Genomic DNA, 25,863 nt, shown 5'->3' on the forward strand with positions numbered 1-25,863 from the left:
AATAATGTGTAAGAGCTGAGCTAGAGTAAATTATGAAGGCTTAGCTCTTACCTCAATAGGCTATTTCGGATATTTTTAGCCGCATAAACATTGTATTTAGGGTAATAAATCTTTCTGCACCCAGAGACTCACACTCCCTCCGCTGACTGGGAATACCGCGCCACCAGTATCATCTGTCGTAATAATAGCCGAATGATTCTCTAAGTAATCCGCAAACTCTTTATTACCTAAAGCATCACCCAGCACGATTTTTTTTTCATTTTCAGCACCATTAGACAAAATAACCACACAGCCGGGATCGGCCTCTGTACCTGCACGAACAAAAGCTATACAGTTTTTATCATCAAAATAATCACTTTGTGCACCATGAGCAAAAAGCTGCCGGGCTTTAATTAATTTTTCCAATTCAACAATAACCGGCATTTCTATCTGATAAGTTCCGCCATCATCACCACTATCTTCATAATTAACACCAAATAGATCGGGATAAAATACACATGGGATGCCCTGCTCCCGCATTAAAATTAATGCATAAGCTAAAGGCTTAAACCACGGATTAACCGGGGCCTCTAAAGATTGAAGTGGTTGAGTATCATGGTTAGCCACCAAGGTTATTGTATGCATCGGATCAACAGCAATTAACGTACCATCGAATATTTGGGTAAGATCAAAATCTTCCCCTTGGTTAGATGCGTCATGAAACTTATGGTGCAATGCAACATCAAATAGCATTGCAGCACCCTCTGTCCGCTCCAGATATAGCTGTAACTTTTCAATATCAGGCGACCAATATTCTGCAATAATCAGTAAATCATTCTCTGTTTTATTTTGGACATGCCCGATCCATTCTTTAAAGAACCAGGCGGGAATGTGTTTTACAGCATCCAACCGGAAACCATCAATAGGCAAAGTATCTAGTAACCATTCTCCCCAATATTTTAACTCTGCCACTACAGCAGGATTACGAAAATCAATATCGGCGCCCATCAGGTAGTCAAAATTACCTAATTCATCGTCTACCTCGCTGTTCCAACCCTCTTCGCTATAATCATTTATAATCTTGAAAATACCCTCATCGTTAGGCTCTTCAATATAATCAACCCCAGTAAAGCACTGCTTGTCCCAGATAAATGATGAATAAGTCTCATGACGACCTGGAAATGTAAAACGGGTATAAGCTTGAGCATTGATAATTTCATCGTCAATTTCAGTGCGGTTTTCAGGGTTCACTTTACTAACACTGACTTGTTCTTTTTCATCGGCGCCCATTTTATGATTGAAAACAACATCAAAAAGCACTCGGATATCCATTTCTTTTAATCGGTTAATCGCATTTAATAACTCCGCTTTATCCCCATACTTCGTTGCTTGTGTGCCCTTTTGATCAAACTCCCCTAAATCAAACAAGTCATAGGTATCATACCCAACCGAATACCCTCCAGAAGCGCCCTTATAAGCAGGAGGAAGCCAAACGACATTAATGCCAATATTACGAATATATTCTGCTTGCTCTGCGACCTCTGACCATAATTTGCCACCATCAGGGTAATACCAATGGAAAAACTGGAAAATAGTGGGATTTTTCATAGGCTTGATAACTCCATTTTACTGTCTACCTCATAGTATGGCTCACTTTGTAAAAGTTGGGCTGGCAATAAAGTAATAGACTGTGTATTACTTTTAATGTGTTTTAACTTATAGCCTGGTAGTCAGTAATAAGGAGAGGGTTTAATGAATATGGTCGATATTCCATTCGGTACCACCGACTGGTCAGCAGTAGAAAGAACTGAACATAAAGGTGAGCATGGGATGGCTTATTGGCAAACCCGGCACTTTGGTAATATCAGGGTTCGTATGGTTGAATACAGCGCGGGATACATTGCAGACCATTGGTGTTCCAAAGGGCATATTTTATTGTGCCTGGAAGGTGAGTTAAGTACTGAAGTAGATGATGGCCGAATTTTCACCTTAAAGGCGGGGATGAGTTATCAGGTTGCTGATCATGCTGAGGCACATAAGTCATCAACAGTCTCAGGTGCCAGACTTTTTATTGTCGATTAATATTATCTTGCTCTAACGTTCTGAACTCTCTTTAAATCAGCTAACGGCTAATCCTTAACAGTTAGCTGAAACAATATTTTTCTATTGCCCTTCAGGTAATGAATCGACAGGATTATCCGGATATAGCACCCGAATACGGCGTCTGACGATTTCAACCTCAAATGCAGCCATTACAGCAATCATTATGAGGATTTCACCAAAACCGCCTTGTTCTGTCGGCTGATTATAAAGATATTGTAATGTACCGATAATCCATTTAGACCCAATCAGAAGCAGGAATAAAGTCATCGTCAATGGTGTACCTTTACAAAAAATTCGGCCATCAGATTCTTGCCAAATTTCAATAAGACGACCTTGTAACATACCGATGATAATACTGAACAAAACACCACTACCTAATACGCTCCAGGACGTTATGGTCGTAGGCATATATGTCCCACCCACAAGCAAACCGACCACGCCATAAATCCAAACCCATTTAAAGCGAGCGGGGCCTAACGACACCTCATGGCTAATCGACTGACGGTACAATGCAAACAGTGTTAGTGCCAGAATAATTAATATCTGTACGGGAGTCATCGCTATCTCCTTCAAGAGAAGCATCTGGTCAGAGATAAAGCACCAGGGGCTGGTAGATAACTCACTGTACTGGCAGTTTATCTGTGCTTTATCAGTCTTTGGAAACGCCCAATAGAAACTGTCATATCAGGGCGGTTAACAATAACTTACCAACGCGAGCTGTACAAAGTTTAGTCTAAAAAATTACAAATAACAGCTGGGGAATAATATTAATATTATCTAGGATTAATATTAATTATCTTTAACTATTAGAAAAGCATGTTCCCCGTTCTGGAATATCACCCACGGGGATAACAGCTGGAAAATAGGTTAGCCCCAAGACAATAAAAATTACACGAGCTTAGCGCCCTTTCTTTTTACGGCCTGGCTGAGCAAAGCGCTTGCGAGCAGCGGCATTGCCATCTGGTTTCTCAGTTTTTTTCGGCCCATTGATAACTGGCTTTTTATTAGTAACTGACTTAGGTGGTGATTTTTTCACCGGTGCTTCATCAGATGACGAGTTTTCAATTAGCTTGAATAGCTCTATCAGTTCATCATCAGTCAAATCACGCCACTCGCCCTGTGGTAATCCTTTCAGGGTGACATTCATTATCCGAGTGCGTTCAAGCTTGGTAACTTCATAGCCAAAATGTTTACACATCCGGCGAATTTGCCGATTAAGCCCTTGTACTAAGGTAATACGAAATACAAAGGTCGACTCTTTTTTCACTTTGCATTTTTTTGTCACTGTTCCCAGCATCGGCACACCGGCACCAAGGCCGAGAATAAATTCGTCAGTCACCGGTTTGTTTACAGTTACCACATATTCTTTTTCGTGGTCATTCCCAGCACGCAAAATTTTATTGACCAAATCGCCATGATTTGTCAGAAAAATCAATCCTTGAGAATCTTTATCCAGACGCCCAATGGGGAAAACTCGTTTACTGTGGTTAACGAAATCCACGATATTATCGTGCTCGCCATCTTCGGTGGTGCTGATAATACCCACTGGTTTATTCAGCGCAATCAACACCAAATCATCTTCATCACGGGGTTCAATAAGTTGACCGTTAACTTTCACTACATCCCCAGCATATACCTGGTCGCCAACTGCGGCCCGCTTGCCGTTAATAAAAACATTTCCTTGTTCAACATAACGATCGGCATCGCGACGAGAACAGATACCGCTCTCACTAATATATTTGTTAAGACGTGTGGATGAGTTGGTCAGCATGGTTCCTCCGTAAAAAAGCGGACTATACCTTATCCAGCTTTGGTTGCGAAGTCCGCAGGCCAGCTTAATAGAGAGAAAGCCGCATTATATCCCGTTTTATGGGCGGCAGAACCTTATAGAGTTGCCACTGGGCAATATACTAAGGTGTCTCGCATCAATCGGAGCTGAGATGAATATTCTCCGGCTTTCTGAGTGAAACACGCATGGGTAATTTGGTTAGTTTAGGGGGAATTTCTATTTTTGGTTGAGAAGACGTGAGCGATTGGAAATGAATTGAGATGATAAAATCTTATTTCTGCCTTTCACCAAATAATATTTTGAAATATGTTTGGCAGATAAACTCAATATTAAATTTTAATGGCAAAAATATGTCCCACGAAATAGATTTGAAATTAGAAGTTAATACTAAGTGATTGATTTTGTTGGTGGGTCGTGCGGGGTTCGAACCTGCGACCAATTGATTAAGAGTCAACTGCTCTACCAACTGAGCTAACGACCCAACGCCGATAATTATTCTCCTGTTGGTCTTGGCTGTCAAACGTTTCGTGAAATTTTTCTCTTTATGCGGCGTTATATTTGCCGCTCTGGGTTAATTATGCCCCAGTGACTTACGATTATTGTTAGTTATGTAACTTCATGTTGTAATTCGACGCGCTGTGATGAACTTAACAAAATTCAGTGTGTGGAATATAAACGCTGTAAAAAACGGCGTGTTGTGCAATTATTGTTACCAAGATATTAAATGATTTGAAAATTGTAGTTAAAGCAGACAAAAAAGCTAACAGACAGACAAAACTAAAGAGCCAGCTTAGAGCTCAACAACTTCACAAATACAGGAAGAGGGAATGGGAAAGATGGTAGACCAATCCAAGCTAGTGGCAGATCCTTTGCCGGAACCAGAGGAGCACCTTCAACGAAGTCTCTCCAACCGCCATATTCAACTGATTGCTATTGGTGGTGCCATAGGTACCGGTTTGTTTATGGGTTCGGGCAAAACCATCAGCCTTGCCGGGCCATCGATTATCTTCGTTTATATGATAATCGGTTTTATGTTGTTTTTCGTGATGCGGGCAATGGGTGAATTGCTGCTCTCGAATCTAAATTATAAGTCATTCAGTGATTTTGCCGCCGATTTGCTTGGCCCTTGGGCAGGCTTTTTTACCGGTTGGACTTACTGGTTTTGTTGGGTTATCACCGGCATAGCCGATGTGGTCGCCATCACCGCCTATGCGCAATTTTGGTTCCCTGGGTTTTCCCAATGGATAGCCTCATTGTTAGTGGTTCTGCTGCTGCTGTCGTTAAATTTGGCGACAGTAAAAATGTTCGGTGAGATGGAGTTCTGGTTTGCCATGATTAAAATCGTGGCCATAGTGGCGTTAATCTTTGCCGGTCTGACCATGGTGTTAATGAGTTATCAGTCCCCATCGGGCACTACGGCTTCATTTACTCATTTATGGAATGATGGCGGGATGTTCCCGAAAGGAATAAGTGGCTTCTTTGCTGGCTTCCAGATAGCTGTCTTTGCCTTTGTGGGGATTGAATTAGTGGGCACCACTGCCGCTGAAACCAAAAATCCTAAAGTGGTTTTGCCGCGAGCCATTAACTCGATTCCAATCCGCATTATTATGTTCTATGTTTTTTCATTGATTATGATTATGTCGGTAACCCCCTGGAGCTCAGTTGTTGCCGAAAAAAGCCCATTTGTAGAGTTATTTGTTCTGGCCGGGCTACCCGCCGCCGCCAGTGTTATCAACTTTGTGGTGTTGACCTCCGCTGCCTCTTCTGCCAACAGTGGCGTGTTCTCTACTAGTCGCATGTTGTTTGGTTTGGCCAAAGAAGGCGACGCGCCAAAGCAATTTAGTAAATTATCGCGCCGCTCTGTTCCCGCATCTGGCCTGACATTTTCTTGTATCTGTCTGCTCGGTGGCGTGGTGCTGATTTACCTTATCCCAAACGTCATGACCGTCTTTACTTTGGTCACTACGGTTTCGGCGATTTTGTTTATGTTCGTCTGGACGATTATCCTTTGCTCTTACTTGGTGTATCGCAAAAGACGCCCAGCATTGCATAAAGAATCCATTTATAAAATGCCCGCCGGTATCGTCATGTCTTGGGTGTGTATGGCGTTTTTCGCCTTTGTGTTGGTGTTGTTAACATTGGAAAGTGATACCCGCCAGGCGCTGATGGTAACGCCGCTGTGGTTTGTCATTTTGGCCATTGGTTATCTCATCTTGAAAAAACGCAGAGCCCGCCTGTACCGCAGCAATATTACTAAGTTATAGCCACTAGGGTATTACCGGCGTCAATCTGTTTTTGGCGTCGGTAATACCGCATATTCGCCTTCTAATCAGGTCAGTTGATTTTATTCAAGATGCAACTGATTGCCCTGCCAGCGCATTTGCGTCACTGCGGAGGTGGCGACACCCCCGGTTGTTTCTCCGCCTACCAAAATCAACTCATCATCACCTTGAATAGCAACGCCGTAACCAAGGGGTTGAGGTAATTCCCCAACTTTCTGCCACTGATTATTCTCCAGCGCATAAATTGGCTGTTGCCATTGTTTTTTCAGCCCTTTATGGGCATATAACTCGCCCGCATTGAATTGTTTCCAGGCACCGGGGAAATTAGCGCCCCCCGCGACCAGCACCACATTCTGGCTAATACCGGCAAACGCGCCCGCCAACCCTTCTTGCGGCGTATTTTTTTCCGCGCCAATCAAATCGGGGCGCTGTTGCCATTCAAGCTTATTATCTTGTGTTTTCCCCTGCCATACTGCGGCGGTGCGCAAACCGGGTTTAATTTCACCATTTATTAATATCAAATTGTTATTCATGCCAGTGATTGCCGAACCTGCGGTACCTAAAAATGGCAGTTGCCCCCCACTCTTCCACTGATTTTTAGCCGGATCATAAATAAGCACATCGCGATTATAAAAATAGTCGGCGGGAGACTGGTTAAAATAGGCATTAATCACCGCATTTTTCTGCGTTTCATCACTGCCAGCCACTGCCAGATCCGCAAAGTAGCCGTCAAAAATGGCTTTATTTACCCCACCCAATAACATGGCCTGAGAACCCTCCACGGCGGTGGCGACCGTCCCGACCAAACCTCGAGGGGCCCGAGTGGGTAATTGCTGCCATTGATTCGTTGCTGGGTCATATTGATAGACATCATTGAGGGCGCGCACCTGAGTATCACTGGCGGTATTTTTCCCCACGCCACCAAAGACATACAGCTTTCCATCCAGGCCCACTGTCACTGCTTGTTCGCGTGGTTGACCGGGAAAATCAGCTATTTTCTGCCAACCACTACGGGTTTTATCTGTATCAAGGCGATACCACGACTGGCCCGCGCTGCCCAAACCCACATAGATATTGTTATCTATCCGGGCCCCAGTGCCATATTTAAAAGGCACAGGGACATCCGGGTAATGCTCAGCATTGGCATAAGGTAAAGACAGCGAAACGCATAGCGCCAGCGCGCTAAAACAAGCTATTTTGCTGCTTAATGATTGCTTATATTGATGGCGTGTTTGAGTCATTGGCGGTATTCCTCATTAATCTATAATTTGGGCCGGGCTTTAATGGATGACTATGAAAAACAAAACTCCATAAAAATTATTTAAATGGAGTTTTACTGCCAATGAAATTATTACCCACCTCCCTTAGTGTCAATGGCGGTCTTCATTAACTGTGATAAATACCGCGGAGAACCAGGGAGAATATCGGCAAAATAGGTTGGAGGGTTACAGCGGCCAGTTTATAACCCGCCAGTCACTGCCGCCAAGGTGTCGGTTTAGTTAGTTGCTTTCTGTGCGGCCAACATTGCAGCTTGGGCATATTGGCGTATGGTTAATAGGCATCATCAGCATTATTCAATAACCTTGATTGGAGCAAAGCAAGATGGCGAAAATTTTAGTGCTTTACTATTCCATGTATGGGCATATCGAGACACTGGCTGGCGCAATAGCCGAAGGTGCCCAAAAAGTCAGTGGTGTTGAAGTGACCATTAAGCGTGTGCCGGAAACCATGCCCGCCGATGCTTTCGCCAAAGCCGGCGGTAAAACCGGTCAACAAGCCCCCGTGGCGACACCGCAAGAGCTAGCCGATTACGATGGCATCATTTTCGGCACCCCTACCCGCTTTGGTAATATGGCCGGTCAAATGCGCACTTTCCTCGACCAGACGGGCGGGTTATGGGCATCGGGTGCATTATTTGGCAAAGTCGCCAGTGTATTTTCCTCAACCGGTACCGGCGGTGGGCAAGAACACACTATCAGCTCCACCTGGACGACACTGGCACACCACGGCTTTATCATCGTTCCTATCGGATATGGGGCGAGAGAATTGTTTGATGTTTCGCAGACTCGCGGCGGCACCCCTTATGGCGCGACCACGATTGCCGGTGCTGATGGTTCCCGTCAGCCAAGTGCAGCAGAACTTTCAATCGCCCGATTCCAGGGTGAACATGTGGCGAAAATCACCGTAAAATTAAACAGTTAAGTTGTAAGAAGAATATTATTGGGTGGGGAAAGGTAGCGGATGGAGGCTAGCGGTGTGAGCGGCCGGGCTACCCATCAGTGCAGTTGCCCCGCCAGTCTCTGGTAATAAAGAAAACGGGTTAGCAATCACAGCACCACATGCTAGCGGTGCTGTATTTCATTGATCAAGATTCAAGCAGACCTTGCGCCAGATAATGGTTGGCATCAACCACGCCCGGTAAGGTGAAGAAATAGCCCCCGCCAATAGGTTTGACATATTCTTCCAGCGCCTCTCCATTGAGCCGTTTTTGCACGGTAAGAAAAGCCTGTTCCAAATCAGACTGATAGCAGACAAATAACAGCCCCATATCTAACTGCCCCGAATTTGAGACGCCCAGTGAGTAGCTGTAGCCACGGCGCAGCATCAAGTTATTCTGGGTTTCAGTGGTGCGCGGATTCGCCAAACGAATATGTGCATCTAACTTAATCACTTTACCATCAGGGTCTTGGGTGTAATCCGGCTCATCATGTTCCTGCGCCATGCCCAAAGGTGCGCCGCTGTGTTTATCGCGGCCAAAAATGGTTTGCTGTTCTTGCAGCGGCGTCCTATCCCAAAACTCCACTTTAAAGCGGATAATCCGTGCCGCCTGATAGCTGCCACCCACTGCCCATGCCGGTTCGCCAACATTATCCTGAACCCACACTACTTTGTTTATCAAGGGTTTATCGCTGGTTTTTGGGTTTGCGGTGCCATCTTTAAAACCCAACAAATTAATCGGCGTTTCTTTCCCTTTACTGCGGGCGGAATGAGCCGAGATAAAGCCCTCGCGTTTCCAGCGCACACTGAGAAGATCCGGCGAATGCTTGATAATATCCCGCAGTGCATGAATGACAGTTTCATTGGTATTGGCGCAAATTTGCAACAATATATCCCCATGACACAGAGCGGCATCCAGTGAATCATTAGGGAAGCGCGTCATCTTTTGCAGTCGTAGCGGCTTGTGCCCCTGTAAACCAAACCGCTCATCAAACAGCGAATCGCCGACTGAAACCGTGATAGTCAGGTTATCCGGGTAAATTTCCGGCCCCATAATCCCCGAATCCAGTGGTGGCAATTTAGCATTGACCGATGGGGCTTTCCCGCCGGTCGTCAGAAAAGCAATTCGCGTGGTCAGTAAGGTAAATAGCCGAGTTAATGCGGCTTTATCTGTTGCCAGCACGTCAAATGCCACCAGCATCATTGCCGCCTGCTGCGGGGTTAGCACCCCAGCTTGATGCTGACCATAAAAGGGCTGTTGCTGCCAGCGCTCATCTTGAGTGGGCGCAGCTTTGGCGGCCGGGCCCGGTGCAGCACGCGCTATTTTCGTGCCACCGAGGGCCAGTGCGCCACTCATCATGCCCATACCCAGCAATAAACGCCGACGGGACGGCGATACCGCCCCGTTATCTGGTAACTGCGGCCCTGATTGCGGGCCGGTTTTCTTACTCATTTTAATGCCTCAATCCAGACCTAATACGCCACGCAGCTGAGCAAGATCTTCCGCCAGTGCGGTAATTGGCCCTTTCAGTGCATTGCGGTCGGCATCAGTGAGCTTCTCATAAGACTCATAGCCATCTTGGGTGCGATATTTTGCCAAGATGCTGTCCACGGTTTTGAAGTTAGCATCAATTTTATCCAGCAATGGCTTGTCGGCTTTTTCCAGCAATGGCCGCAGCAGATTAACAATTTTCTGCGCGCCATCAACGTTGGCCTGGAAGTCCCACAGGTCAGTGCGGCTGTAGCGATCTTCTTCACCACTGATTTTACTGGCGGCCACTTCTTCAATTAGCCCAGCCGCGCCACCTACCACTTTGTTCGGTGCAAAAGTCAGGCCGCTGATGCGTGTTTGCAGTTCCAATGTGTCTTGATACAGCTGGTCAGCAAATTTATCGGCCCCTTTGGTGGTGTTGTCACCAAACAAGATTTTCTCTAAACGGTGGAAACCGGTAAATTTCGGATCGGCAGATTTTTGTTCAAAATCATCTTCGCGCGCATCAATACTGCCATCCAGATCGGAGAACAATTCCGCAATAGGTTCGATACGCTCATAATGTTGGCGAGTCGGGGCGTAAAGTTTACGGGCTAACGCCAAATCGCCTTTTTTCACCGCGTCAGTAAAGGCTTTTGTTTGGGATACTAACTGAGCAACTTCTTGTATCACATAGACTTTGTACTCAGCAATTGGCCCCACCAGTGCCATAGCATCCGGCTTCATGGCAGTTTCAGAATCGGTTGCTGCCGTGACAGTCAATTTACCTTTCGGGTTGCTCAGCAAGCCACAGGTCATATCGTATTCACCCGGTTCCAGATTTGCCGTCATCTTTTGGGTAAAACCTGGGGCGATATTCTCGCGCTCCTCAACCACCATCACCCCTTTTAAGATCTCCCACTCCAGGCCTTTTTGACTGGCATTATGGACAATAAATTGGGTTTTACCGGCGGGGATAGACAGTGCCATTGGCTCACATTGTTTATCATTGACTGTAATTTTAACTTGTGGAATATCAGCAGCCTGCGCGCTAATTGCCCCAGTGGATAAGGCCAACAAAGCGGTGTGTAAAGCAGTACGACGGAAGAACCGGTTAGACATGTGATAAATCCCTGAGTTATTAGTTAGTTTTCCGCGCAGCAGGTGCGGTTGAGGCCGCGGTGGTGCGTGGTGGAAGGAAAAAGAAAATCAATGCTGGGATCAGGTAGATAAAGTAAACCGCCACTTCGCTGATAGTGGGGGCTTCCTGATAGCCAAACATGCCCTCGAGGAAGGTGCCAAATAATGAGTGGGTGGAGAGCACATTGGTCAGGTCAAAAGCGATATCCTGGAAATGATTCCACAGCCCCGCTTCATGGAAAGCCCTTATCGCCCCGGCGGCAAGACCGGCGGCAACAAACAGGATAAATAAGCTTGTCCATTTAAAGAATTTGGCCAGATGCAGCTTAATTCCGCCCCAATAGATGGCCATGCCGACTAAAATGGCACAGGTTAGACCGAGCATGGCACCCATTGGCGCGCCAATACCGACATCCTGCTGGAACGCAGCTAATAAGAAGAAGACAGATTCAAGACCTTCGCGGGCCACAGCAAAAAACACCATTGCCACTAATGCCCATCCCTGACGGCGGCCATGCCCTTTTTTAGCATCAAAGCTCAGCGCATTATCAATCGCCCCTTCTAAATGCACTTTGACTGACTTGGATACCTTGCGCATCCAAAAAACCATATAGGTTAATATGCAAACTGCCACTACCGCGATAACCCCTTCGAACAGCTCTTGTTGTTTTTGTGGGAATTCACCAGTGGTTTCATTAATAAAGATACCCAGCGCCAGGCAAAGTGCTGCGGCGGTAATAACACCCACCCATACTGCCCCCATCCATTGACCGCGTTGAGTACGTTTAAGGTAACTGGCTATCAAGCTGACAATCAGCGCGGCCTCCAGCCCTTCACGAAACATAATAAGAAATGGGACAAACATGCTAAACACCCCTAATGGGTTATACGCCAATATGCTAATACGCTTTGTACTGGTGATTGCGGCAGTGTTGGCAGCCTACCTACAACGTCAGCGACTTTGGGTATGAATTTATGATTAACGACAGTGTCAGTAAACGTAAAGATAAGTAAAACGATAGTGATTATCATTCTGCTGAAAAGAAATTCAAGAGGTTGAATAAGAATATTGTTAAACAAACTGTGGCAAGTTGTTTCTACTGGGTTAAATAACAAATGAATTCATTAGGATAGATGATGTAGACCTTAATTAAAGCTTGGTCGGTTTTTCTGCAAAAAAATACCCCCTTTACGGGGGTATTGTGCAATTTACAACATGATGGGGATATTAGACGGTTTTAAACTCGGCTTCCGCTTCACGGAAACGTTCAGTAATAGTATTGCTCGGCTTACGCCCTAACAAACTCACGACCACAATAGCAATGCTGGCAAACAAGAAGCCTGGGATAATTTCATATAAATTCAACCAAGCATATTGCTTCCAAACAATCACGGTAATAGCGCCAATCAGCATTCCCACCAGCGCACCATTGCGGGTCATCCGTGGCCACATCACTGAAATCAGGATAACCGGGCCAAATGCAGCGCCAAACCCTGCCCAAGCATAACTCACCAGACCCAGCACCCGGTTATTCGGATCCGCCGCCAACGCGATGGCAATTAAAGCCACCAGCAACACCATGGCACGACCGACCCACACCAACTCTTTCTGACTGGCTTTTTTACGTAAGAATGCTTTGTACAGATCTTCGGTAAGTGCACTGGAACACACCAGTAACTGGCAGCTCAGAGTACTCATTACTGCCGCCAGAATGGCAGACAGTAAAATACCGGCTATCCAAGGATTGAACAGTAACTTAGCTAACTCAATAAATACCCGCTCGCCATTTTGCGCCACACTTCCGGCTTGATCCGGGTGATTTTCAAAATAAGCAATACCAAAGAAGCCCACCGCGATAGTTCCGGCCAGGCAAAGGATCATCCAGGTCATACTGATACGGCGAGCATTACGAATAGTGCGGTGGGAATCTGCCGCCATAAAACGAGCCAGAATATGTGGCTGGCCAAAGTACCCCAACCCCCAACCCAGCAGAGAGAGAATAGCGACCAGATTCAGCCCTTTAAACATATCGATGTTGGCTGGGTTTTTCGCGGCAATGACAATGAGAGAAGTATCTATTCCCCCCACCGCCAAAATCACGATAATCGGAGTCAGAATTAATGCAAAAATCATCAGTGTTGCTTGTACCGTGTCTGTCCAACTTACCGCCAGGAACCCACCAATAAAGGTATAAGCGATAGTTGCCGCAGCACCGGCCCACAATGCGGTGTCGTAGCTCATGTTAAAGGTGCTTTCGAACAAACGCGCACCTGCGACAATGCCAGAGGCACAATAAATAGTGAAGAAAATCAAGATAACTGCGGCAGAGATGATGCGCAGTAACTTACTTTTATCCTCAAAACGGCTGGTGAAATAATCCGGTAAAGTGAGCGCATTATTATTGGCCTCGGTATGAACCCGCAAACGCCCCGCCACTAATTTCCAGTTAAGGTAAGCACCAATGGTCAAACCTATGGCTATCCAACTTTCGGAAATCCCCGATAAGAAAATAGCCCCCGGTAACCCCATCAATAACCAGCCACTCATATCGGAAGCACCAGCAGACAGCGCGGTAACCACACTGCCTAAACGCCGTCCACCCAGAATATAATCATCAAAGTTATTGGTTGCCCGGTAAGCCATAAGGCCAATGAGTATCATCCCAAAAATGTATATTAAAAAAGTCACCAACATCGGCGTATTTATGGTCATGCAACATCTCCATAGTGCGTATTATCGTTTTAATCTATCTCGCTATTTTTAATTCTATCCGCCTGGGGCGGTGTCCTACTTTCTACTTGAGTTGCCGGAACGTGGCACTCAGTAATACCCGAAATACAGTCACAGCCGTAAATAAACTACCAGTACAACTATTCGCCAACAAACCGCTATCTTGCGGTTGCTATCCTAGATGACTCCTTTCTTGAGTCACAACAATTTAAACAAATTTTTTACAAAATATTCACCCTGCATCACATTAATCACTGTCGACAGTTACACCCAACATAGCAAAACGAGTTACACCTAAGGTAAATACCCTATAAACCCTACTATTATTAGTGTTAGCCGTTATTCCACGTAATATTCAAGCCGGTGATACCTTGGTGAAATTGTTAAAAACAAGACTGAATTCACAGTTCAAATACGCCCCTATTTAACAAGGTTGCACAAAGTTGCAACATGCCTGATATTGTTTGAATCAAAATCATAACTCTCTTATTAATGGAGATATACCGCATGGGCAGCACCACAATGGGCGTGAAGCTCGATGAAGCAACACGCGACCGGATTAAGGCCGCAGCACAGCATATTGACCGCACGCCACACTGGTTAATTAAGCAGGCAATTTTTAACTATCTGGAACGAGTGGAAAATAACAATGAATTACCTGAGCTTCCAGCAGCTTATGCGGCCTCCTCTCAAGAAGCGGACGACATTATGCCGCAAGTTATTGAAAGCGCCCACCAACCATTCTTAGATTTTGCCGAGCAAGTGTTGCCACAGTCAGTTATCCGAGCGGCCATTACTGCGGCCTATCGCCGCCCAGAAACAGAAGCCATTCCAATGCTATTGGAGCAGGCGCGTTTGCCAGCCGAGTTAGCGCAAGCCACACATCAGCTGGCATATTCCATTGCCGAAAAACTGCGTAATCAAAAAAGTGCCAATGGCCGCGCCGGGATAGTGCAAGGTTTGCTACAAGAGTTTTCACTGTCGTCGCAAGAAGGTGTTGCGTTGATGTGCCTGGCGGAGGCGCTGCTGCGTATTCCTGATAAACCCACTCGCGATGCGCTTATTCGCGATAAAATCAGCAATGGTAACTGGCACTCCCATTTGGGCCGCAGCCCATCCATGTTTGTCAATGCCGCCACCTGGGGCTTATTATTTACCGGCCATCTGGTTTCTACTCATAATGAAGCCAAACTGTCTAACTCTTTGAACCGTATTATCGGTAAAGGTGGCGAGCCGCTGATCCGCAAAGGTGTGGATATGGCCATGCGCCTGATGGGCGAACAGTTTGTCACCGGCGAAACTATTGCCGAAGCACTGGCCAATGCCCGCAAATTGGAAGATAAAGGATTCCGTTACTCTTACGATATGCTGGGTGAAGCCGCACTAACAGAAGCAGATGCGCAAGCCTATTTACTTTCTTACCAGCAAGCTATTCATGCCATAGGTAAGGCTTCTAATGGCCGGGGTATCTATGAAGGCCCGGGGATTTCAATCAAGCTTTCAGCCCTGCACCCCCGCTATAGTCGTGCTCAATATGAGCGGGTCATGGATGAGCTTTACCCACGCTTATTATCACTTACTCTGCAAGCTCGCCAATATGACATCGGGATCAATATTGATGCAGAAGAAGCCGATCGTCTGGAAATTTCACTCGATCTGCTGGAAAAACTGTGTTTTGAACCAAAGCTAGCCGGTTGGCATGGCATAGGTTTTGTTATTCAGGCGTATCAGAAACGTTGTCCATTTACCATTGATGCGGTGATAGATATGGCGCAGCGTAGCCGCCGCCGCCTGATGATCCGTTTGGTAAAAGGGGCCTACTGGGATAGCGAAATAAAACGCGCACAAGTAGAAGGATTAGAAGGATATCCGGTTTATACCCGCAAAGTTTATACTGATGTTTCTTACCTGGCCTGCGCACGCAAATTACTGGCGGTTCCCAACCTAATTTACCCACAATTTGCAACACACAACGCACATACTTTATCGGCGATTTATCATCTTGCCGGGCAAAATTATTATCCCGGACAATATGAATTCCAATGTCTGCATGGCATGGGTGAGCCGCTGTATGAACAAGTGGTTGGGAAAGTGGCTGATGGTAAGCTTAACCGCCCCTGCCGTATTTATGCCCCGGTCGGCACCCATGAAACCTTGCTGGCCTATCTGGTGCGCCGTCTGTTAGAAAATGGGGCGAACACTTCATTTGTGAACCGGATAGCAGATACCACCCTGCCACTGGATGAGTTAGTCGCCGATCCGGTCAGTGCAGTAGAAGCCATGGCCGCCAGTGAGGGGCAGCTCGGTTTGCCTCACCCGCGCATTCCATTACCTCGGGAGTTGTACGGCACAGAAAGAGCCAACTCCAGCGGATTGGATCTTGCAAACGAGCACCGTCTGGCCTCCCTTTCCAGCGCATTACTCACCAGCGCCAGTCAGGTGTGGCGTGCAGCACCTATGATTGATGCCGAACTTGATGGCGGTGTGGAGTTACCGGTTATCAACCCTGCGGAACCAACAGATATCGTCGGTTACGTTCGCGAAGCAACCGCGGCCGAGGTAAGCCAGGCACTGGATACTGCCACCAACGCCGGGGCAATTTGGTTTGCCACTCCGCCCGCGCAAAGGGCCGCAATTTTAATCCGTGCTGCTGAATTGATGGAAAATCAGATGCAAACATTGATGGGGATACTGGTGCGCGAAGCCGGTAAAACCTTCAGTAATGCTATAGCAGAAGTTCGTGAAGCCGTTGATTTCTTGCATTATTATGCTGGAATGGTACGCGATAACTTCTCTAATAATAGCCATCGTCCACTTGGCCCGGTGGTTTGCATCAGCCCGTGGAACTTCCCGCTGGCGATATTTACCGGTCAGGTTGCTGCGGCTTTAGCGGCGGGTAACAGTGTATTGGCAAAACCTGCCGAGCAAACGCCACTGATCGCGGCTCAGGCGGTGCGCATCTTGCTGGAGGCCGGTATCCCACTTGGCGTATTGCAATTGCTGCCCGGCCAGGGTGATAGCGTCGGTGCGACACTGGTTAATGATGCCCGAGTGCGCGGCGTGATGTTCACCGGTTCAACTGAAGTCGCCAGCATTTTGCAACGCAGTATTGCCGGCCGGCTAGATCCACAAGGCCGACCAACACCTCTGATTGCCGAAACCGGTGGCCTCAATGCCATGATAGTTGACTCATCAGCGCTCACAGAGCAGGTGGTGACAGATGTCGTCGCATCGGCCTTTGACAGTGCCGGACAACGTTGCTCGGCCTTGCGTATCCTTTGTATTCAGGATGATGTTGCCGAACATACTTTGCAGATGCTGCGGGGCGCGATGGCGGAATGCCGCATGGGTAATCCGGAGCGCCTGTCTACCGATATCGGCCCAGTGATTGATGCTGATGCCAAAGCCGGTATTGAACGTCATATTCAGGCCATGCAAGCGAAAGGACGCAAAGTTTATCAAGCTGCCCGCAGCAATACTCAGGATGAAAAAGAGTGGCAGCGCGGCACCTTTATCAAACCGACCTTAATAGAACTGGATAGCTTTGATGAACTGCAAAAAGAGATCTTCGGCCCGGTGCTGCATGTCGTGCGCTTCCAACGCCAGAACCTCAGTGCCTTAGTCGAACAAATCAATGCTTCTGGTTATGGTTTGACCTTGGGTATTCATACCCGTATTGACGAAACCATTGCGCATATCACTGAAAAAGCCAAAGTGGGCAACCTCTACGTTAATCGCAATATGGTCGGCGCGGTGGTGGGCGTGCAACCTTTTGGTGGCGAAGGGCTGTCTGGCACTGGCCCTAAAGCCGGTGGCCCCTTGTATCTTTACCGCCTGCTGTGCAGCCGCCCAGACGATGCTGTAATCAATACTCTGACTCAGCAGCATAATGAGCAAGTGCCGAATGTGGCGGGCCGCGAGGCAATACAAACGGCTTATCGCGCCCTGATAAAATGGGCAGAAGAGTTACAACAGCATCATGAATTAGTGGCGCTGGCACAGCGCTATGGTGAGTTGGCGCAAGGTGGCACCGTCCGGCTGCTACCGGGGCCAACCGGTGAACGCAACACTTATGCCCTGCTCCCTCGTGAGCGAGTCTTGTGTCTGGCGGATAACACCGCGGATGCATTGACACAGTTGGCTGCAGTGCTGGCGACGGGCTGTCAGGTCTTATGGCCAGAAAGCACCGTACAACATGATTTGTTGCGCGCATTACCGGCGGCGGTGCAAGCGCGCATTACCCTCACCAAGGATTGGCAAACAGCAAACATCAATTTTGATGCCGTCATTTACCACGGCGATGCCGACCAGTTACGTACTTTGTGTGAGCAAATAGCGCAAATTGATGGGCCGATTGTCTCAGTGCAAGGATTTGCCCGCGGTGAAACCAACATTTTGCTAGAGCGCCTGTTAATTGAACACTCTCTCAGTGTTAATACCGCAGCCGCGGGCGGGAATGCCAGCCTGATGACTATTGGCTAACCTGCCATAGTGGCGGGTTTCCAATGATATTTTGTATTAATAACTAATAAGGCCCTACCGGGCCATTCAGATTACTGACAAAGTTAATTAAAGGGGAAATGTGCCGAATGGGTCGTAACGGCGTAAGCCGTCGGAGCGCCCATAGGTACAGTCACCCCAGCTGACTCAAAGCTGATAATGTCGATTTGTCATCAAACTCTAAGGCCCTAGCGGGCCTTTTAAATTTTGGCCCGACCTAAACAGGCTCAGGGCTTACGGGCTAATTATTCTTCGAACCACCTCGCACAATCCACTGCAAATAGGTAACCACCACCTGTTCCTCTGGTTGCCTCCCGCAACCTTCACTTGGCCTCCTTGTATCATTCGCTGCACCTAACTCATTATTAATACTAGCGAACTACAGAGCTGCTGGTATAGCTAGCTTTCTTCTTAGTGAATACTTTATGTACAACAACTCTCAGAGGTGATAATTATATTCATGGCTGATAAAAAAGTTATCGATGAAACTCATCAAATTGCTCGTCGGCGCGGTAATGGCCAATTACGACGCGAAATATGGGCTGACCCGTTAGGTATCATTACTCGTTATAATTTGGCTTATATCAATCACTGCTTATCACAGGGTGATAATGGGCGAGTAATAGGTTATGACAATGCCCATGGTTTCCATCATCGCCATTACTTAGGTGCAATTGAAGCCGTCGATTTTGTCAGCTTTGAACAAATAGAGGATTGCTTTCAAAAGGATTGGACGTCACTAAGGAGAAGTTAATGGACAAGCTCGTTATCAAAACAGCAACGGAAGATGAATTTTTCAAACGAGGTCAACAACTTGCCGCATTGGCAGATGCGGGGCAAGTATTACCTGAAGAGCATACGATTACCTTTGAAGATCCACTGGAAATGGTGCGGGTATTAAGCGCTGCGCGCATTGTTTTGCTGCGAACAGTGAAAAAATATCCAGGCTCTATCACTTCCCTTTCGACCCGCTTAAAAAGGGATCGCAGTGCCGTAACCCGTGATGTGGCTATTTTGAAAAAAGCCGGGCTGGTTACCGTGGAACAAAAAGTGTTACCGGGCCACGGGCGAATGAAAGAAGTTAAAACTACCGCCCTGCGCCTTAAACTCGAAGCTTTCCTATAAAGCAGCGAGTGCAAGGTGATAAAATCGGGGGCCAGTTGCTAGCCCCCGCTTCGATGATTTTTACTAATGTACTAAAAATTAATGGTTATTTATAAATTTATCAAGAAACTGCCGAGTGCGCTCATGCTGCGGATGAGCAAAGAGCTCTTTTGCGGGGCCTTGCTCGACTATCCGCCCGTGATCCATAAAAATGGCTCGGTCGGCCACATCACGGGCAAAACTCATCTCATGAGTGACGATGACCATCGTCCGCTTTTCCTCAGCCAGTGCGCGGATAGTATTTAATACTTCGCCCACCAGCTCAGGATCTAATGCAGAGGTCGGCTCATCAAATAAAATGACCTGAGGTTGCATCGCCAATGCCCGGGCAATCGCCACTCGCTGTTGCTGGCCACCGGATAAACGGCGAGGATAAGCATCTTCTTTGCCACTTAACCCAACTTTTGCCAGCAGCTCACGCGCACGTTTTACCGCCTCGTCGCGTTTCTCACCCTTAACAATCACCGGGCCTTCAATGATATTTTCCAACACCGACCGGTGTGGAAATAAATTGAAACTCTGAAATACAAAACCCACTTGTTGGCGCAAAGCACGGACTTGGCGTTGCTGCTTACCAATAGGAATGCTGCCATCAATCTCGATATCACCAACTCGAATAATTCCTGAGTCGGGGATCTCCAGCAGATTAATACTGCGCAACAAGGTCGTTTTACCCGAGCCGCTAGGGCCGATAATAGCCACAACTTCGCCACTGTTTACTTCAAGATCGATACCATGCAGTACCTGTTGACCTTTAAACTGCTTGGTCAGATTTTTAACCTCAATGGCACTCATGGCTACTCCTGATCCTGACGATTAACATGCGCTTCCAGGCGATTTTGTAATGCGGATAATAATGTTGCCATTATCCAGTAAATCAGCGAGGCCGCCAGATACATAGTGAAAACCTCCAACGTGCGAGAAGTCACCAATTGCGCCTGCCGGAACAGCTCAGGAACCTGAATGGTCGCCGCCAAAGAAGTATCTTTTACCAGGCCAATAAAGCTGTTACCCAGTGGAGGTAAAGCGGTGCGGCCCGCTTGTGGCAAAATCACCCGATACAGTGTCTGCCAACGCGTCATCCCGATACTGGCTGCGGCTTCCCACTGCCCTTTCTCAATTGATGAAATCGCCGCTCGCAATGTCTCTGATGTATACGCCGCCGTATTAAGAGATAAACCAATCAACGCCGCGGGCATAGGATCCAGCTCAATCCCAAACTGGGGTAAGCCATAATAAATCATAAACAGTTGGGCAATTAGCGGGGTTCCACGAAAAATGGAGACGTAAAAACGCGAGAGAAGTGACAGTGACAAGAAACGCGATAACCGCATCATTGCCAACATAAAACCTAATGCCAGACCAAAAAACATCCCCCCCAAGCTAAGCTGGAGGGTTAACCAAGCACCTTTCAATAAAAATGGTGCTGAATCCAGCACCAATTGAATACTTTCTTGCATTATTTAGTTACGTCCGCGCCAAAATATTTTTCAGAGATTTTTGCTAATGTGCCATCTTGTTGCATCTCTGCAATAGCCTGATTAATTGCCGCTAATAACTCAGGGTTATTTTTACGCAGTGCCACACCTGATTCTTGGCGAGCAAATGCCGGGCCTGCTGCTGCCAGAGTGCCACCCGTTTTCTTCACCAAATCTAACGCCGCCAAGCGGTCAACTAAAATGGCATCGGTACGACCTACACGGAGATCCTGATACTTGGTTGGGTCATCATCATAAGTGCGAATATCAACACCTTTCAGATTTTCGCGTAACCACTGTTCATAGTTACTGCCCAGGCCCACGCCCACTTTCTTCCCTTCCAAATCTTCAGGTTTATTGAATTGGCCTTCGTTACCTTTTTTGGTCAAGACCTGAATACCGGAGACAGTATAAGGCGTTGAGAAATCATACTTTTTCTTACGCTCATCTGAAATGGTAACTTGGTTAATCGCCACATCAATACGTTTGGATTCCAGTGAGGCCAGCATACCATCCCATTTAGTCGGGGTGATTTTTGCTTTGACGCCCATGTGTTCGGCCAATGCGTTGGCAAAATCCACTTCGAATCCAGTCAGTTTGCCATCTTCGCCCTGGAAACTGAACGGCGGATAAGTCCCTTCCAACCCAACAACTAAGACTCCGCGTTCTTTCACCTGATCTAATAAATCCCCTGCCGCGTAAGACTTCACATTAAGGCCGGTTGCCAATGCAACCGCGACCATGCCCAGCACCACCCGACGACGTACAATTGAAAAAGCCATAAGTACCCCAACTGTCATGTTTATTTTTGATATTCAACACTTTATCAGTGCTATTGATGAAGCAAAGGAATAAAAACTAATAACGATAGCCTTAAATAGAATAAGCAATCACCAAAGGTTACACCTGCGGGTGATAAGCAAATAATGCTGGCGCACCGCCAGTATGGATAAACAGAATTGGGCCGTCATCGCGAAATTTTTTCTGCTCAAGACCATCGAGTAAACCTGCCATTGCCTTACCGGTATAGACGGGATCCAGCAAGATGCCCTCCTGCCTTGCCAGTAATCCAATCGCGGCTTGCCCTGCTTCATTTGGCATACCATATTGCGGCGCGAAATAATCATCCCACAAGGTAATGGCCGCCTGTGGCCCAGTAAGATCAAGGGACACCGCCAATTCTTGCTGAATTTGTGTGACTTTTGGCCGCTGCTCATCTGCTGTACGTGATACCGTCACCCCAATCAGTTCCGCTTCGGGTAACAGTTGTTGCAAACCCACGGCCAGCCCCGCATGAGTGCCGGCACTGCCCGAGGCGACCACCACCGAGCTAAAGGCGACTCGCCCTGCCGACTGAGCCGCTATTTCTAATGCGCATTGCACATATCCCAATGCACCTAAGGCATTCGAGCCGCCAACCGGAACCACATACGGGCGAAAACCTTGTGCTTCAATCCGGGTCGCCAGCTCGGCTAATTGTTGATTTGGGTCATGCAGGCCCTCGCACATCACCACCTCAACATTGAACAAATCCAACAGCAATCGATTGCCATTGGTCAGATAGTTTTCTTGTGAAGTACCGATAGGATTCTCAAGCAGCGCGACACAATGTAGCCCCAGTTTGGCAGCAACTGCCGCCGTTTGGCGCACATGATTAGATTGGATTGCACCGGCGGTAACTAGCGTATCAGCTCCGAGTCTTAGCGCTTCAGCAGCCAAAAACTCGAGCTTACGCAATTTGTTGCCCCCCAGCGCCAATGGCGTGACATCATCACGTTTGATATAAACTTCACGGCCCAAATAATCAGAGAGCCGAGCAAGTTTTTCCAATGGCGTCGCATTACCGACCAAGTCCAGACGCGGAAATTGCGCCAGTTTGTGTTGAAGCGTCACGGGGCCCCCAGTGAATTATCGAATAAAGCTATTCATTACATTTATCAGATGTAAGGTTAATAATCACTTAATTTTATTATAGTGCAGAAAAACATTAGGCTCAGGGGAGCAAGCGCGGGGAGAAAAGCAAAACGCCCGGCAGATGAGATATCTGAACCGAGCGCTTATTATATAGACGAACCAGCGGCAGATTAGCCATTAGGTTTTAGTAATTCTTCTGCCATGCCAAATATTGATCATATTTGCGCAACGCAATACGATAATTGTTATGTGCAGCATTTGGCAACTCATCGATAATACGTTGGTGCATGGTTTCGTTAGCAAACTTTTCCGCTGGATAATTAGTAGCAACCAGCATTTCATCTAACCGACGCAAGCGCACAACATATTCGCGAACAGTGCTATGGTTCATCTCAGTTTGTTCAAATAAATACTGTTTGAATGCCATTATATCAAAATAACCCGGCGTGCTATTGCAGTATATCTCACTACAAAAACGACATAATGCAGTTAATTCATGTTGAAGCTTTGCCCAAACTTGATCGTCAATAGGTTGGTCCATCCCGGAAATCGCTTCTTTATTAATAATTTGTCCGCGAAAAACCAATGCCATCCGATCGAGTTGTTTATGACAATGTGAGCAATGAGTTTGGCCGTGCTTATAATCTTTTAAATAACGACTCAGCGGCCGCTTTTTTAACTGAAATCCTGGCATAAGAAGACCTGCATTAATAATGTGAAGCACCGTGATATCATTGAGCGAAAATGAATTAAGAATCGTTACTCAGCCGAGCGCGTAAACGCTTTATCGCTTGGCTATGAAGTTGACTAACACGAGATTCTCCAACTTCGAGTACCGCTCCGATCTCTTTCAGATTCAGCTCCTCCTGGTAATAAAGCGTCAACACCATTTTTTCGCGTTCCGGCAAAGCCTCGATCGCATCAATGACACGTTGGCGCAGATTTCCTTCCAATAGATGTTGTAACGGATTGGCATCTTCATGCCCTTCCAACAGCGGTTCGACACTTTCACCATGCTCTTCCCGCCATTCGTCATAGGAGAAAAGCTGGCTATTATTGGTGTCTAACAAGATCTGACGGTATTCCGCCAAATCAATTTCAAGATTTTGTGCCACTTCTTGTTCTGTTGCCGGACGGCCCAGGCGCTGCTCAACCTTTTGCATGGCACTGGCAACTTCGCGAGCATTGCGGCGCACACTGCGCGGTGCCCAATCTCGGCTACGCAGTTCATCCAGCATCGCACCCCGGATACGCTGTACTGCATAAGTGGTAAATGCAGTTCCTTGTAAAGCATCATAACGCTCGACTGCATTCAGCAGACCAATGCCACCAGCCTGCAACAAGTCATCCAACTCCACACTGGCCGGCAGGCGCACCTGCAAACGCAAAGCCTCATGGCGAACTAAAGGAACATAGCGTTGCCAGAGGGAATTTTTGTCCATCACGCCTTCGGCGGTATACAGATTGCTCACTAGACAGGCACCTAAGGGTAAGAGAGTCGTACCATTATCCTGTCCAGTTAGCCGGACAATCGCCTGAATAGACCTATAAAAAGGCGGCTATTTGACTTATGCCCTCTTTTGTATGCTATTTATCTCACTTCAAAGGGTTTCAATTCGTAATTAATTTTTATCTGAGAGGTGAAAGACACACCACTGGCGCTATATCAAAAGTTGTAACAAAGAAAGATCATCATTGATCTTCACTTTGTCTATCTCCGTTCGAAAATCCGCTTCAACCTTAACGCTATGCTGCCTAAATGCATGATAAGAATAAAAAATGTCGATGACATCATCTTCTGTAATTTGCCCCGTTTTAAGTATGTGTGCACTAATCAACGAGCGAATAAAGAAGAAATCGACTATTAGTAAATAGAATTCTTTTAATAGTGGCTGACCACCACTAATGGCAAATTGGTTGTGGTGTAACCGATAAAGGAAATAATTACGTAACACATGAGGATGATTGGAAAAAAAGAGTGATGCTTTTTCATTCCAAGCTGAACTCAATAACTTCATTCTTTCTTCCAGTTGCTCGTTATCAAACTCAACCACCAGATACTCAATCAGTTTTCCGAGGTAGTTGTATAAAGTTTCCCTTCCTCTTGAGTTTGGTGAATCAATACAACATTGTTGAATGCGGATAAGTAACTGCCATTGAAGATTTTGATTAAACGGAATTTTTTCTAAATATTCAACGACCGTGCCACCTTGAAGTTTCTCAAGTTGAGCTTCAAAATACGTTTCCATCGACGGTAATTTACTGTCAATGGTGCCGTCTAATTTTTGGCAGTAAAGTAAGAAAGAGGCAATGCTATATAGGTTTTCTTCAATACGTGATTGAGGGGACATTAGAAAATTAGCGCAAAATAAATTAATTAATTGCCCCTCAACATTGAGTTCTGGCGCTCTAAAATAACCATTTTTCTGAATAGGCATAGACTGCATATTCAAAGCTGTAGGGTTAAAAAGCACTTGCCGCGCAGCTTCTGGGCAAGAAATATTCAAACTCTTGCGTTTTTCATGGCGATAAACATGTTCCAAACGTGGATAGGATGAACACGTTTCGCTCAAGGCATCCTCCCCTAAGCGTTTATGTACTTTGCAGAGTTGGTCTTGATCCAAATAAGGGCAATTACCTTGTTCATCGAGCTTAATGACTGCCCAATTTGAAAAACTGGCTCTGCTGACTGAAATATCTGTTACAGCAATACGCCTAATTTCAGCATTTTGGCTTTTAGTATATTTACGATATGTTTGTTTATCGAGAGTAATACTCCAGCGCTTACAGCAGTGATCACGACAAGCTGCACCAACGCAGCTGAAATTTGCAACATAATCAGGTTGTACTACCATAAGCTCTTTCACTCAATATTCCTCAGCCACTCGTATTTATCCCATGTTTTAATCTATGTTAATTTCTTTACCGAAAAAAAATTAACATAGAATAAAAGGCGGCAATAAATACCGCCTTAATTGTGCAATTATTTGGTCAAAATATTATTTAGTTACCAAATTAACGCAGCAGAGACAATACAGTTTGTGGAACCTGGTTAGCCTGGGCCAGAACAGAAGTACCGGCTTGTTGCAGAATTT

22 protein-coding genes and 1 tRNA gene are annotated in these 25,863 nt (G+C 46.5%); 6 read left to right on the forward strand and 17 right to left on the reverse strand.

The features are described 5' to 3' along the window. Positions 1 to 96 precede the first annotated feature (96 nt). A complete protein-coding gene (amyA, locus tag YROHD0001_RS01980) occupies positions 97 to 1,587 on the reverse strand; it encodes an alpha-amylase (RefSeq protein WP_004716411.1) in 1,491 nt (496 codons plus the stop codon). A gap of 144 nt (positions 1,588 to 1,731) precedes the next feature. Here amyA and YROHD0001_RS01975 point away from each other — a divergent pair, with 144 nt between their 5' ends. Then, the gene (locus YROHD0001_RS01975) at positions 1,732 to 2,061 is read left to right on the forward strand and encodes a DHCW motif cupin fold protein (protein ID WP_004716412.1); all 330 of its coding nucleotides are present in this window, start codon (positions 1,732 to 1,734) and stop codon (positions 2,059 to 2,061) included. An 81-nt stretch (positions 2,062 to 2,142) separates the two neighbouring features. Here YROHD0001_RS01975 and YROHD0001_RS01970 read toward each other — a convergent pair whose 3' ends face one another. The 3 genes from YROHD0001_RS01970 to YROHD0001_RS0118755 form a co-directional block, all read right to left on the reverse strand. Beyond that, positions 2,143 to 2,640 (reverse strand): hypothetical protein, encoded by a 498-nt coding sequence (locus tag YROHD0001_RS01970; RefSeq protein ID WP_004716413.1) that lies wholly within the window; start codon positions 2,638 to 2,640, stop codon positions 2,143 to 2,145. A 340-nt stretch (positions 2,641 to 2,980) separates the two neighbouring features. Continuing rightward, a complete protein-coding gene (gene rluF / locus YROHD0001_RS01965; protein ID WP_004716414.1) occupies positions 2,981 to 3,853 on the reverse strand; it encodes a 23S rRNA pseudouridine(2604) synthase RluF in 873 nt (290 codons plus the stop codon). A gap of 423 nt (positions 3,854 to 4,276) precedes the next feature. After that, positions 4,277 to 4,352, reverse strand: a tRNA-Lys gene (locus YROHD0001_RS0118755). A gap of 355 nt (positions 4,353 to 4,707) precedes the next feature. Between YROHD0001_RS0118755 and cycA the strand changes: the two genes are divergently transcribed. Beyond that, a complete protein-coding gene (gene cycA, locus YROHD0001_RS01960) occupies positions 4,708 to 6,135 on the forward strand; it encodes a D-serine/D-alanine/glycine transporter (protein WP_004716416.1) in 1,428 nt (475 codons plus the stop codon). An 80-nt stretch (positions 6,136 to 6,215) separates the two neighbouring features. Here the strand turns inward: cycA and YROHD0001_RS01955 are convergent, their stop codons facing one another. Further along, positions 6,216 to 7,394, reverse strand: coding sequence for an N-acetylneuraminate epimerase (locus tag YROHD0001_RS01955; RefSeq protein WP_004716417.1), 1,179 nt, complete (start codon positions 7,392 to 7,394; stop codon positions 6,216 to 6,218). Between the two features lie 361 nt (positions 7,395 to 7,755). On the opposite strand from YROHD0001_RS01955, the gene wrbA reads away from it, so the two are divergent. Beyond that, positions 7,756 to 8,355, forward strand: coding sequence for an NAD(P)H:quinone oxidoreductase (gene wrbA / locus YROHD0001_RS01950; RefSeq protein WP_032818103.1), 600 nt, complete (start codon positions 7,756 to 7,758; stop codon positions 8,353 to 8,355). A gap of 163 nt (positions 8,356 to 8,518) precedes the next feature. Here wrbA and efeB read toward each other — a convergent pair whose 3' ends face one another. The 4 genes from efeB to putP form a co-directional block, all read right to left on the reverse strand. Beyond that, on the reverse strand, positions 8,519 to 9,823 hold the full coding sequence (efeB, locus tag YROHD0001_RS01945; protein ID WP_004716420.1) for an iron uptake transporter deferrochelatase/peroxidase subunit: 1,305 nt from the start codon (positions 9,821 to 9,823) through the stop codon (positions 8,519 to 8,521). Positions 9,824 to 9,832: 9 nt separating this feature from the next. Continuing rightward, positions 9,833 to 10,963, reverse strand: coding sequence for an iron uptake system protein EfeO (gene efeO, locus YROHD0001_RS01940; protein WP_032818106.1), 1,131 nt, complete (start codon positions 10,961 to 10,963; stop codon positions 9,833 to 9,835). 19 nt (positions 10,964 to 10,982) lie between these two features. Beyond that, positions 10,983 to 11,846: an iron uptake transporter permease EfeU gene (efeU, locus tag YROHD0001_RS01935; protein WP_032818109.1), complete on the reverse strand. Its 864-nt coding sequence runs from the start codon at positions 11,844 to 11,846 to the stop codon at positions 10,983 to 10,985. 363 nt (positions 11,847 to 12,209) lie between these two features. After that, positions 12,210 to 13,694: a sodium/proline symporter PutP gene (gene putP, locus YROHD0001_RS01930; protein ID WP_032818112.1), complete on the reverse strand. Its 1,485-nt coding sequence runs from the start codon at positions 13,692 to 13,694 to the stop codon at positions 12,210 to 12,212. Between the two features lie 525 nt (positions 13,695 to 14,219). On the opposite strand from putP, the gene putA reads away from it, so the two are divergent. The 3 genes from putA to YROHD0001_RS01920 all read left to right on the forward strand — a co-directional run bounded on the left by putA (position 14,220) and on the right by YROHD0001_RS01920 (position 19,337). After that, a complete protein-coding gene (gene putA, locus YROHD0001_RS01925) occupies positions 14,220 to 18,194 on the forward strand; it encodes a trifunctional transcriptional regulator/proline dehydrogenase/L-glutamate gamma-semialdehyde dehydrogenase (RefSeq protein ID WP_004716425.1) in 3,975 nt (1,324 codons plus the stop codon). A 478-nt stretch (positions 18,195 to 18,672) separates the two neighbouring features. Then, entirely contained in the window at positions 18,673 to 18,966 is a 294-nt protein-coding gene (locus YROHD0001_RS0118760; RefSeq protein WP_032818115.1) for a toxin-antitoxin system TumE family protein, read from the forward strand. Continuing rightward, entirely contained in the window at positions 18,966 to 19,337 is a 372-nt protein-coding gene (locus tag YROHD0001_RS01920; protein ID WP_004716426.1) for an HVO_A0114 family putative DNA-binding protein, read from the forward strand. The genes YROHD0001_RS0118760 and YROHD0001_RS01920 overlap by 1 nt, the downstream gene beginning before the upstream one ends. Positions 19,338 to 19,415: 78 nt before the next feature. On the opposite strand, the gene tcyN is transcribed toward YROHD0001_RS01920, so the two are convergent. From tcyN to YROHD0001_RS19845, 8 genes are all read right to left on the reverse strand, one after another. Next, on the reverse strand, positions 19,416 to 20,171 hold the full coding sequence (gene tcyN / locus YROHD0001_RS01915) for an L-cystine ABC transporter ATP-binding protein TcyN (RefSeq protein WP_004716427.1): 756 nt from the start codon (positions 20,169 to 20,171) through the stop codon (positions 19,416 to 19,418). A gap of 2 nt (positions 20,172 to 20,173) precedes the next feature. Further along, positions 20,174 to 20,836 (reverse strand): cystine ABC transporter permease, encoded by a 663-nt coding sequence (tcyL, locus tag YROHD0001_RS0118765; RefSeq protein ID WP_032818117.1) that lies wholly within the window; start codon positions 20,834 to 20,836, stop codon positions 20,174 to 20,176. Beyond that, positions 20,836 to 21,636: a cystine ABC transporter substrate-binding protein gene (tcyJ, locus tag YROHD0001_RS01910; RefSeq protein WP_032818119.1), complete on the reverse strand. Its 801-nt coding sequence runs from the start codon at positions 21,634 to 21,636 to the stop codon at positions 20,836 to 20,838. Before tcyJ ends, tcyL begins: the two co-directional genes overlap by 1 nt. Positions 21,637 to 21,754: 118 nt before the next feature. Then, the gene (locus tag YROHD0001_RS01905; RefSeq protein WP_004716430.1) at positions 21,755 to 22,747 is read right to left on the reverse strand and encodes a D-cysteine desulfhydrase; all 993 of its coding nucleotides are present in this window, start codon (positions 22,745 to 22,747) and stop codon (positions 21,755 to 21,757) included. Positions 22,748 to 22,952: 205 nt separating this feature from the next. Continuing rightward, complete coding sequence (gene fliZ / locus YROHD0001_RS01900) at positions 22,953 to 23,462, reverse strand: flagella biosynthesis regulatory protein FliZ (protein ID WP_004716432.1); 510 nt, start codon at positions 23,460 to 23,462, stop codon at positions 22,953 to 22,955. A gap of 55 nt (positions 23,463 to 23,517) precedes the next feature. Beyond that, positions 23,518 to 24,240 carry an RNA polymerase sigma factor FliA gene (locus tag YROHD0001_RS01895; RefSeq protein WP_004716435.1) on the reverse strand — a complete coding sequence of 241 codons (723 nt, stop codon included), beginning with the start codon at positions 24,238 to 24,240 and terminating at the stop codon, positions 23,518 to 23,520. 189 nt (positions 24,241 to 24,429) lie between these two features. After that, positions 24,430 to 25,635 carry a flagellin lysine-N-methylase gene (gene fliB / locus YROHD0001_RS01890; RefSeq protein WP_004716437.1) on the reverse strand — a complete coding sequence of 402 codons (1,206 nt, stop codon included), beginning with the start codon at positions 25,633 to 25,635 and terminating at the stop codon, positions 24,430 to 24,432. A 148-nt stretch (positions 25,636 to 25,783) separates the two neighbouring features. Continuing rightward, positions 25,784 to 25,863: flagellin (locus tag YROHD0001_RS19845; RefSeq protein ID WP_081452082.1), on the reverse strand; the 80-nt coding region annotated here is incomplete at its 5' end.

It is taken from the genome of Yersinia rohdei ATCC 43380, assembly GCF_000173775.1.
Lineage (GTDB): Bacteria > Pseudomonadota > Gammaproteobacteria > Enterobacterales > Enterobacteriaceae > Yersinia > Yersinia rohdei.